Below are 11,063 nucleotides of genomic sequence, written 5' to 3' on the forward strand. Positions count from 1 at the left end.
AACTGAATTTTTTCATCGGGATATTATTTTATGTCGACCTTGCCACATGAACTTTACACTGCAGAACAGACCCGTGAACTGGAACGTATTGTCACAGGGCAACATAATATTTCGTCAGCAACATTAATGGCACGTGCAGGCGGGGCTGCGCTGGATTGTATTAAATGTCATTGGCCCCAAGCTGAACGTATATTAGTGGTTTGCGGTACTGGAAATAATGGTGGGGATGGCTTCGAACTGGCCAGACAGGCAATCGCGGAAGAGTATCGCGTCAGCATTTTTCAGGTGGGCGATGAAAAAGAAATGAGCGAGGAAACCTTTGCAGCCCGTGAAGCAATTCTTGCCAGCGGTGTTGAAATTCATCGGTTTGAAGATAAATTACCCACCACAGACGTTATTGTTGATGCGCTTCTGGGTATAGGGCTCAGTCGTGAAGTAAGTGGTTACCATGCCTTAGCGGTTAACGCTATCAATGAACATACAAAACGAATACCGGTTTTAGCGCTGGACATTCCTTCCGGTCTTCATGCTAACACCGGCCGCGCATTAGGAACCGCCGTCCATGCCACAATCACATTAAGCTTTCTAGGTTTGAACAAAGGGTTATTTACCGGCGAAGGCCCCAATTACTGTGGCCAGGTCTGCTTTGATTCATTAAAAGTCCCTTCTGCCATCTATAAAGCTTTTACCCCCATTGCGCGTCGGGTCAGTCTGGAAAACGATGCGGCAGGACTAGCCCCTCGCGAGCGTACAGGTCATAAAGGTTTATATGGCCATTTGTTTATCATTGGCGGCGATCATGGTATGCCTGGCGCAGCACGCGTTGCAGCTGAGGCAGGAGCGCGCGTAGGTTCCGGTTTAACCAGTATTGCAACCCGAAGTGCACACGGTCCCATCCTGAATCTGGCCCGACCTGAATTGATGTGTTATGGCGTTGAAAGTGCCAGTGAGCTTGAGGAATTGCTGCGTCCTGCAAATGCACTTTCAGTTGGCCCTGGTCTTGGCCAGAGTGAATGGGCCATTGCGTTATTCCAGAAAGCCATTGAAACCAACCTGCCGATGGTCGTTGATGCAGATGCGCTAAATCTGCTGAGTAAAAACCCACAACATCATGATAACTGGGTGCTCACCCCGCATCCTGGTGAAGCAGCCCGTTTATTGGGTTGTAGCTCAGAAGAAATCCAGGCAGATCGTTTTGCTGCAGTTTATGAACTGCAAAGACGTTATGGTGGCGTGGTAGTTCTGAAAGGATCAGGAACACTGATTTCCAACGGTGAAGCACCGACCCGTCTTTCCACATGGGGTAATCCCGGAATGGGCAGTGGTGGTATGGGTGATGTACTGGCCGGGGTCATTGGGGGACTGCTGGCGCAGCATTTTCCAATCATGGATGCCGCCTGTGTGGGCGTCACGCTTCACGGCATGGCGGCGGATAAAGCAGCCGAACTTGATGGTGAACGCGGCACACTGGCCATGGATTTGATGCCACATCTGCGTCGACTAGCAAATCTTATCTATTAATGTTCTGGCTCAAAGACGAACATGCTACTCTGGAATTAGCGGCTAAACTGGCGGCCTTGCTGCCTGATTCAGCATTCTGCATCCACCTCAAAGGTGACCTTGGAGCGGGGAAAACGACTTTTGTTCGGGGATTGCTCAAAGCTCTTGGCCATTCAGGTAAAGTTAAAAGCCCGACTTACACTCTGGTCGAGCATTATCAGCTCAATGCGCGGGATATTTACCATTTTGACTTATACCGTCTCGCTGATCCGGAAGAACTGCTCTATCTGGGTATAGAAGATTATTTTTCTGCCAACGCCCTCTCGTTAATCGAATGGCCGGAACAAGGCACAGGCGTTTTACCTGAGCCCGACCTGCTTATCTCTTTGAAATATCAGACTTCCGGCCGTGAAGTTATTTTTAGGGCTTATTCCGAAGTTGCTTCTGATATCTGCGACAAACTTCACAACTAATTCAGCTTTATTCGCTATCTCATTAAAAATATAGAAAAAAGTCTTGATTTTTTATTACTTCAATCACAAACTAGCACTGTGTAATTTGTTGGAACTTGCTATGTCTCGTTTGTTATTGGGATTGATATTATTGATGTTTACAGTCGATGCGCTTGCCGCCTCGGTTGAGAATATCCGTATATCCCAAAATACCAACCTGACCCGGGTGGTACTGGATCTTGATACAGCACTGGAATATTCCAGCTTTACACTGACAAATCCGCATCGGTTAGTTGTTGATCTTAAAGCCGCAAAGGTAAACAAAAAATTAATTGCCCCGACATTTAACAGTGCAGTAGTCGAAAAAATCCGTCATGCCCAGCATGATCAAGAAACATATCGCCTGGTTTTCGATCTTAAACAGCAAACGGACTATGAGATTCAGACTCTGGCGCCTGAAGGTGAATACTCGCATCGTCTTCTGGTCGATTTAAAACATGGACCAGCCACGGCTCTGGCCACTAACAAATCATCAAAATCACCAGAAAAAGCGGCTGTTAAAGAGGAAGAAAAAGCTTCCACTCAAATTACAAAAGTTGATTACACCCCACCACCGCAGCAAACAGCCACTACGACCACGGTACGCAATAGACCGATGCTACCCCGTCGCGATATCGTGATAGCAATCGATCCGGGACATGGGGGCCGTGATCCGGGGGCGATTGGCAGAAAAGGTACACGTGAAAAAGATGTGGTACTCGCTATTTCCCGTCGGCTGGCAAAGCTGGTGGATAACGAACCGGGAATGCGTGCCTTTATGACACGTGAACGCGATGAGTTCATTACCCTGAGACAACGTATTCAGCGAGCCAAACAAAATGGTGCGGATATGTTTATTTCCATCCATGCTGATGCCTTCCAACGTAGCAGCGCCAAAGGCTCTTCGGTCTATGTGCTATCGCAACGCGGAGCGAGTAGTGAGGCGGCTCAGATTCTGGCAGACCGTGAGAATGCTGCTGATCTGGCTGGTGGTATTAGTCTGGAGGATAAAGACGACCTGCTGGCCTCGGTATTACTCGATTTATCACAGACCGCCAGTCTTGAAGCCAGTCTTGAAGTGGGTAACAGTGTTCTGGGGGGATTGAAACGCGTTGGCCCGGTACATAAAAAACAGGTTGAATCAGCCGCTTTCGTAGTACTCAAATCACCAGACATTCCCTCGGTACTGGTAGAAACAGCGTTTATTTCCAACCCGGAAGAAGAGCGCAAGCTTAATGATGTCAATCATCAGAACAAACTGGCGCAGGCAATGCTGGCTGGTATTCGTAGTTATTTCCAGAGAAACCCGATAACCCAGCAGGTTAAACCGCAACAACATATTGTTAGCAGCGGGGATACCTTAAGCACCATTGCACAACGCTATCGGGTCAATATGTCTGAATTGAAATCCACCAATAATCTGCAAACCAGCAAACTGATGGTCGGTGACGTTTTAAAAATTCCTTGAGTGATTTTGACTGCGGATTTGCTGTTCGCAGCTGTTAAACTGTATCGATGCTGACGCCGAAACGTATCCTTGCACTGCCCCTACAACTTGCCAACCAAATTGCGGCTGGCGAAGTTATCGAACGCCCGGCATCTGTCATCAAGGAACTAGTGGAAAACAGTCTGGATGCATCAGCAACAGAAATTGATGTGACCATTGAAGGTTCAGGCAGTCAGCTGATTCAGGTTCGGGATAATGGTTCAGGTATTCATCCTGAAGATCTCTGTCTGGCGCTAAGCCGGCATGCCACCAGCAAAATTTCCTCCAGTGATCAGCTGAGCCAGATATCCAGTCTGGGATTCCGTGGTGAAGCCTTACCCAGTATCAGCTCGGTCTCCAATTTGAGTTTGATTTCCCGGCAGCAGAACAGTGAATGTGGCTGGCAGATTCATCATGAGGAAGATGAACCAGAGCCCGTTGTCCACCCAGAAGGCACCACTGTGGCCGTGCGAGATTTGTTTTTTAATCTGCCAGCCCGCCGCCGGTTTCTGCGCAGTGCGCGTACCGAACAGCAACAAATCCTTACCACCATGCAGCGACTGGCATTAAGCCGCTTCGATGTGCGCTTTCAGTGTCAATTAAATGGCCAGCAAAAGCTCAACCTGCCCATTGCCCAGTCTGAGTCTCAGCAATTGGCAAGAATTGGCAAAATCTGTGGTCAAGCATTTGTAAAGCAGGCCATAGCGATTGATCAAGCGTTTGATATCATTACGATAAAAGGCTGGTTGGGGCATGTGGAGGCGCATCGTCCTCAGGCTGATCAACAATACTTTTTTATTAATGGCCGGGTAATACGGGATCGTCTGATCAGTCAGATAGTGCGTCAGGCCTATGCCGATTTGATTCCGGCTGGCCGTCATCCAGCCTATGTTCTTTATATGACCATTCCACTGGATCGGGTGGATGTGAATGTACATCCAACCAAACATGAGGTTCGCTTTCGGGAAACCCGGCTGATTCATGGATTGATCCATCGAGCGGTAAAAGATCAGTTACAGCAACAAATAATTACTGGCCCTGTTCAAAGTCCCTCTACGACAAATATGCCACGAATTGCAGAAAAGGCTTCGCTCTATCAAAGACATGACCTTGCCACAGCTCCTCCAGAGTATGCTGTCCATAGGCCGCTATCCATTAACCAGACTGACTCAAATAATGCTATTCAGTTAATGCAGATTTTGCACCAACGATATGTCTGGATACATTTTCAGCAACAGCATTATCTGATTGATCTTCCAAAAGCCCTCTCCAGTTCGCGCCGGCAACAATTCGGCAAGCTTCTAAAACAGTTGCCCTTGAAAAGCCGGCCGATTCTGGTGCCGCTCAGCCAGCCGTGCAGTGACGCCCAGTTAAACAGTGTTGAAAAACAACAGACATTACTAAACTCATTCGGCTTTGAGTTACAACCGATGGAAAATGCTGTAATCATCAAAAAAATCCCCATTGCACTGGCACAGCTGGATCTGAAGTCAGTGGTGTATGCAGTCATCACAGCTGTCACTAAAGATAATATTGATGCAGAGAGTCTTGGTCTTTATCTTTCTGAGTTATTGCAAACCTCAGATACGATTCTGCCCCAGCAGGCAGAGGAATGGCTGAAATCGGTCACTCTGTCGGAATGTATTGAAAAGCCATGGTGTCGAGAACTTGATCTGGCGACACTTGGTAGCTTATTCTCGGACTGATTAAACATGCACTGAGGCGGTTTTCAAATGGATCGAGCCCGTACAGGTTCCACAATCATCGCGGCGATACTCGCTGTTATCGTGTTATTACTGTTTGGCTATTTGTTATGGAGTGACGCGCCGCCAAACCGCAGTGAATTAACAGTCGACCCGCCGATAGAAGTAATCGAACCAGAATTACCGCTGGAAATTATTCGCTCCGCTGATGAAGTGCCGGATAGTGAAACCATTCGTGAACAGGAAGCAGAAGCGTTTGTGGATAATCTGGCGAATTCTGATACAGATACGATTATTATTAATGAATATAACGATATGTTTGTCCGCCCGGACAGCATTATTGCCTTGCCAGAACTTGAACAACGCGTCACCACATTAAAAAGTCTGATGGATGACACATCGCTTAGCGATGATACTCCGGTGACCATTCGCTATACCGAAGAAACCCGTGAAAAGACCACCTTGCAGGAATTGGAAACTCAGGAAGAGGATCATATCGCGCCGATTACCATTGTGACTGAACAAGGCGAGACAATTACCGCCCCATTGGTGGAGTTGTTAAAACGTGAAGATATTGATCAACAGGCGCCTGTGACTCAAATCCGCAAGCAGAAACAGGTCAAACAGCTTAAAGCAGGCGAGCTGGCCGAGTCAGGTATTCCAGAGAATCAGGAAATTTCTGTCACCATCAGTCGGGGTGTACAAAAACTGGATATCGCCGAGTTAATTGATAGTGATTCAGAAGAAATGCAGGACAGCCTGTTTTATCTGCACCGGGTAACGGAAGAGGATATTCAAGGTCTCTGGGGCATTATTCAGACTGGTTTGATTCGCAATTTTCGACAGGGAATCCGCCTGCAACGAGATGGCTCAGAGCAAAAAGTCAGTGTGCTGATTCCAGCGGATGCAGATGAACCATTACCCACCGGGCTAAGTTCATTTTTAGGCAAGATTCTGCATGATAAAGTATCGACCAGTTACGTTTATAACTTCAATACTCACACCATGGGCTATGATCCCGACCTGATCCGTCCCGGACAGGAACTGATTTTAATCCGCTTTTCCAGTGATGAAATAAAACAGATTTACCAATTCTTTGCTGAGCAACGCAACAATACAACAGAAACTTTCGCTATCGGTCGCTGATGATTGTTGAAATTATTTTGATCCTGATTGTTCTTGGCATCATTGCCTTTGCATGGTGGTTTCCGTTTGAGTGAGTCGTTGCTTGTTAAACTCGCCATAACGCAACATCACACTGGGTAATACCAGTAAAGTCAGCAATGTCGACGAAATCAGCCCGCCGATAATAATGGCCGCCATTGGCCCCATAATTTCACGACCCGGGCTGTCAGCGTTAATTGCTATTGGCAACATCGCCAACGCAGTGACCAATGCAGTAATTAAAATCGATGGCAGACGCTCCAGCGCTCCCTGAATAGCCGTTTCCATCACCCAGGCCTTACCCTCATGTTCAATCAGATGCTGATAATGTGAGACCAGCATAATGGCATTTCGCAGGGTAATACCAAACAGCGTGACAAACCCCACCAGCGAACCAATAGATAGCACGCCTCCGGTTAACCACGCTGCCACCACACCACCCAATAACGAGAAGGGTAAATTCAGTAACACAAGCCACGTGTTACGCACGCTGCGCAGTGCCATATACAATAAAATGAGCACGATAAGTCCAACCAGAATGGAATGAATCATCAGATCCTTACGTGACTCGGCTTCAGCCACAGCAGTGCCGGTAAACTCGGGGTAAGTATCAGCATCGAACTGCACATCCTCATGGATCCGTTGTTGCAGTTCCTGAAAAAATGAACGCAAATCGCGTCCGGTGACATTACAGGTAATAGTTTGCAATCGCTGAGCACCGTGATGCAGAATCGCATGTCTGCCGGAAACCTGCTGTAACTCAACGACATCTCCCAGTGTCAACATCCTGTTATCTAGAGTACGTAATGGCATACTCAGAATTTGATGCGGTTGTTCACGCAGGTCGGGTGGCAACACCACACGAATATCAAACAAACGGTTCCCCTCGGATATCTGTCCAACCTGAATACCATCAAATGCCGCTTTGATATTCTGCATCACCGTCGCCGGCTGCAGGCCCCATTGGGGTAATTCTTCGAGTTTAATGCGTAATTGCAGTTGGGGTTCACCCGGCGGAGCGCGTAGCTGTATATCTGTGGCTCCCTCGATATCGGCCATCACCTCAGCCACTTCGCGCGCTTTATAATCAAGTGCATCCAAATCATAACCATAGATATTGACTACGACCGGCGAGGTATAACCTGAAATGGTTTCATCAATCCGCTCGGTCAGGAACGTGTTCACCTCAGAACTGATGCCCGGGAACGCTTCCAGAATTTCACGAATTTCATCCAGAACAACTTGTTGCTCAGGGCCCGAAAGTGGCTCCAGGTCCACCTCATATTCACTGTAATGGGTGCCAAATGTATCAGCGCCACGCTCTGCACGACCGGCCCATTGTGATGTGGCTCGCACCCCAGGTATTGCCGCTACCTGCTGTTCAATCAACCCTCCAATTCGCAAGGATTCCTCCAGCGAGGTACCGGGCACACTAGCCGTGTGAATAATGTAATGCCCCTCACGCAGCTCTGGCAGGAAACGTCCACCGAAATATGGCAGCAGACTGGCTCCAGCGATACACAACACCAATACGCTGATTATCATCAGTTTGGGGAATTGACAGGTTACTTTTAAAACGCGCCCATAGAGGATTTGCAGCCAGTGGATCAGTGGTGGCTCAGAGGTTCGGGTAACCCCAATCCGACTGAGTAACGTATGACATAACGCCGGTGTGACCGTCAACGCCACAAACAACGAAGCCAGAATCGCCAGAATATAAGCCTCACCTAATGGCTCAAACATTCTTCCAGCCACTCCGCCCAGAGTTAATAAAGGCACAAACACCAGCATCACAATTAAGCTGGCATAAACAACCGAACCACGAACTTCCATCGATGCTTCATAAACAATCTGAATAACCGGACGGGGTTCTTTTAATGCGGCATTTTCACGTAAACGACGGAAAATATTCTCGGTATCAATAATCGCATCATCAACCACCTCACCTAGCGCGATAGCCAAACCGCCCAGCACCATAATATTGATGTTAACCCCGAACTCCAGCAGCACTATCAACGCGGCAAATAATGATAGTGGTATGGCGGTCATCGAAATAATCGCCGTGCGTAAATTGAACAGGAATAAAAACAGCACTAAAAGCACTAGACCACCACCAACCAGCAGATGATGTTGGATGTTCGCCAGCGAGGTTTGAATATAATTGGCCGGGCGGAATAAATCGGCGTGTAACTCAATACCATCAACTTCAAACCCATCACGAAACTCATTCAACGCAGTTTCAATGCCTTGGGTTACTGCCAGAGTATTGGCTTTATATTGACCGATCACCATCAATACTATGCCAGGCTCACCACTGATTGCGGCGCCACCGATAGCGGGTGCAGGACCATATTCTATGGTTGCCACATCACCGAGATGCAGCACAGACTGACCCTGCTGGCGAATCACTACTTTCGCCATTGTGTCAGCGCTCACCGGAAAACCGACCACTTGCAGCATCATGCGCTGATTGCTGTTTTCAATAAATCCGCTGCCTTGCAATACCGTAGCTTCACGAGCGGCTGTAACGATATCCATGGGGGACAACTGGTATAAAGCCAGTTTTTGAGGATCGAGCTGGATTTGCATTTGTTTCTCTGCACCACCGAACACATTGATATCAGCTACACCATCAACGGCAAGCAATCTGGGCGTTAATGTCCAGTCCACCATTTCCCGCAGTCTCATCAGGCTCTGCTGATCAGAGGTCAACCCGATGGTCATGATGGTGCCGGAAGAAGATTCCAGGGGCACCATTAAAGCGGGACCAACGCCCTGCGGTAATTGTCCCTGTGCAGGCATCAACCGTTCAGAGACCAACTGGCGATTAAGATAAATATCGCTTCGATCTTCAAAGGTAATGATTACAACGGACAATCCGGGCGTCGAAGCTGAACGTACAAACATGACATCCGGAAGACCACCCAGTGCGTTTTCAATTGGTTGGGTCACCAGGGTTTCCACCTGCTCGGCAGTAAATCCAGACGCTTCGGTCTGAATAATGACCTGCTTTGGAGCAAACTCTGGAAACACATCCAGACTGGCTTTGTAGAGCTGATAGGAACCATAGCCCAACATTAATAACGCTAATGCCAGTACCACACCGCGGGCACGAACCGAAAAAGCAACCAAATGAGAAAGCATCCGTGTTCCTGTTAATTATCGAATGAGGGGGTGCTGATGATTTGGCTAGTCATCATCATCGTCTTCATCATGAATTTGCCATTTGAACTCTTCTGATAACAATGTCTGAGCACCTGAGGTCACAACGGCATCGCCCGGATGGAATCCCTGTTGCAGATAAATACCTTCCACCGAGTCATGACCATTAAGCAACGAAATACGCTGAAAACGCTGCTCATCCATGCGCAAATAGGCCCATGGCTGGCCCGCGTACCAGACCACTGACTGATACGGAATCAGCACCGCTGAAAATGCACCCTGCTCAGTAGGCACCCACACATGTAACTTTGCACCTTCCTGCAAAGAGGATGATTTGTTCAGAAAAAACCAGGTCTCGCCACTTAACACCGGATCGACACTGATGGCAGCGGCAAGCCGTTGCGCCTCACCAACATCATTTTGTTGATGGGGTTGTTGCCACCGCACAGTATCAACGTTTGGATTCAGGCTTTGTTTGGGAGGCAAAGTGACTTTAAGAATCGACTGTTCCCGCGACATCAGCAGTTCGAATTGTTCCCCACCGTTAATAACCCAGTCGGCAACGGGTTGAGGCCATTGTTGGCGTACTTCAGCGTGACAGTTTTCTACTAATTGCTGTTTTAACTCAGCTTGCGCCTGAGCAATCGATAAATTGGTTTGCGCAAAGTCCACCTCTTTTGATGCCACACTACCGGTCGCTTGCTGAAGTGTTTTTAAACGCGATAACTCTTTGCTCATCCCCTGTTCATTAACCTTAGCCATACGAAGGTTCATTTTTGCCTCAGAACAGCGCGAGTGGGCTAATTGCAGCTCCCGAGTCGGTATAACCACTGCCATAGCTCGTATTTCGGGGGTATAGAAACTTTCCATCAATGTCTGACTTTCAATGGACGCCATTTTTTGTGCAGCTTCGGTTAACTCAACTGACAGCGCAAACTGATGATTCTGCTTCTCGTCATCACCGTCATCGTCATCATCAGCGTCTACAAGATGTTTATCTGCTGGGGCAAGTGAATCCAATAATGGCGAAAAAAATAAAGTGCTGCAACTATCGCTAAAACACTGACGATCCACAATAAAACACGCTGACTGGAATTCATTTTTATTTGCTGCCCCGATGCAAAACTGCCCGCCATTACAGCATGGCTGTCTAAATGCCACAAGGAGAACTTCCCAGGATACTGAACATGACTTGACAGCAAGCACGCGTGCAGGTTTAATACCGCACCTTGTTGGCTCGATAGCTCAGTTGGTAGAGCAAGGGATTGAAAATCCCTGTGTCCCTGGTTCGATTCCAGGTCGAGCCACCATCGAATTCAAAGCCCGGTTTGCATTGCAACCCGGGCTTTTTTATTGCCTTTAATTCTGACATCTATATCTTCTTTGATGATTAACCACAGAGACACAGAGGGCACGGAGTTTTAATAGAAATTTATCCGCAGATTACGCAGATTTTCGCAGATGGTATTTAAAGATGCTTTCATGGAAGTTGTTATGCAGCTTCTATGTTTGGACATGAATATTAACCATGGACAAACAGAAACCACGAAGCTCTAG

At 47.7% G+C, this 11,063-nt stretch carries 7 protein-coding genes and 1 tRNA gene; 6 read left to right on the forward strand and 2 right to left on the reverse strand.

Going from position 1 to position 11,063, the window contains the following annotated elements:
• Window positions 1–30: 30 nt before the first annotated feature.
• The 5 genes from AC08OG_RS14180 to AC08OG_RS14200 all read left to right on the forward strand — a co-directional run bounded on the left by AC08OG_RS14180 (window position 31) and on the right by AC08OG_RS14200 (window position 6,326).
• Window positions 31–1,521 carry an NAD(P)H-hydrate dehydratase gene (locus AC08OG_RS14180; protein WP_292356612.1) on the forward strand — a complete coding sequence of 497 codons (1,491 nt, stop codon included), beginning with the start codon at window positions 31–33 and terminating at the stop codon, window positions 1,519–1,521.
• Window positions 1,521–1,973 (forward strand): tRNA (adenosine(37)-N6)-threonylcarbamoyltransferase complex ATPase subunit type 1 TsaE, encoded by a 453-nt coding sequence (gene tsaE / locus AC08OG_RS14185; protein WP_482929780.1) that lies wholly within the window; start codon window positions 1,521–1,523, stop codon window positions 1,971–1,973. Before AC08OG_RS14180 ends, tsaE begins: the two co-directional genes overlap by 1 nt.
• A gap of 100 nt (window positions 1,974–2,073) precedes the next feature.
• Window positions 2,074–3,459: an N-acetylmuramoyl-L-alanine amidase gene (locus AC08OG_RS14190; RefSeq protein WP_292356615.1), complete on the forward strand. Its 1,386-nt coding sequence runs from the start codon at window positions 2,074–2,076 to the stop codon at window positions 3,457–3,459.
• 47 nt (window positions 3,460–3,506) lie between these two features.
• Window positions 3,507–5,183, forward strand: coding sequence for a DNA mismatch repair endonuclease MutL (mutL, locus tag AC08OG_RS14195; RefSeq protein WP_482929781.1), 1,677 nt, complete (start codon window positions 3,507–3,509; stop codon window positions 5,181–5,183).
• Window positions 5,184–5,210: 27 nt separating this feature from the next.
• Window positions 5,211–6,326, forward strand: coding sequence for a hypothetical protein (locus AC08OG_RS14200; protein ID WP_439503991.1), 1,116 nt, complete (start codon window positions 5,211–5,213; stop codon window positions 6,324–6,326).
• 39 nt (window positions 6,327–6,365) lie between these two features.
• Here AC08OG_RS14200 and AC08OG_RS14205 read toward each other — a convergent pair whose 3' ends face one another.
• Window positions 6,366–9,488: an efflux RND transporter permease subunit gene (locus tag AC08OG_RS14205; RefSeq protein ID WP_439503990.1), complete on the reverse strand. Its 3,123-nt coding sequence runs from the start codon at window positions 9,486–9,488 to the stop codon at window positions 6,366–6,368.
• 45 nt (window positions 9,489–9,533) lie between these two features.
• Window positions 9,534–10,667: an efflux RND transporter periplasmic adaptor subunit gene (locus AC08OG_RS14210; protein WP_482929782.1), complete on the reverse strand. Its 1,134-nt coding sequence runs from the start codon at window positions 10,665–10,667 to the stop codon at window positions 9,534–9,536.
• Window positions 10,668–10,740: 73 nt separating this feature from the next.
• Between AC08OG_RS14210 and AC08OG_RS14215 the strand changes: the two genes are divergently transcribed.
• Window positions 10,741–10,816 (forward strand) — tRNA-Phe (locus AC08OG_RS14215).
• The last annotated feature ends 247 nt before the right edge of the window (window positions 10,817–11,063 follow it).

This window comes from Methylophaga sp. F7, assembly GCF_056863975.1.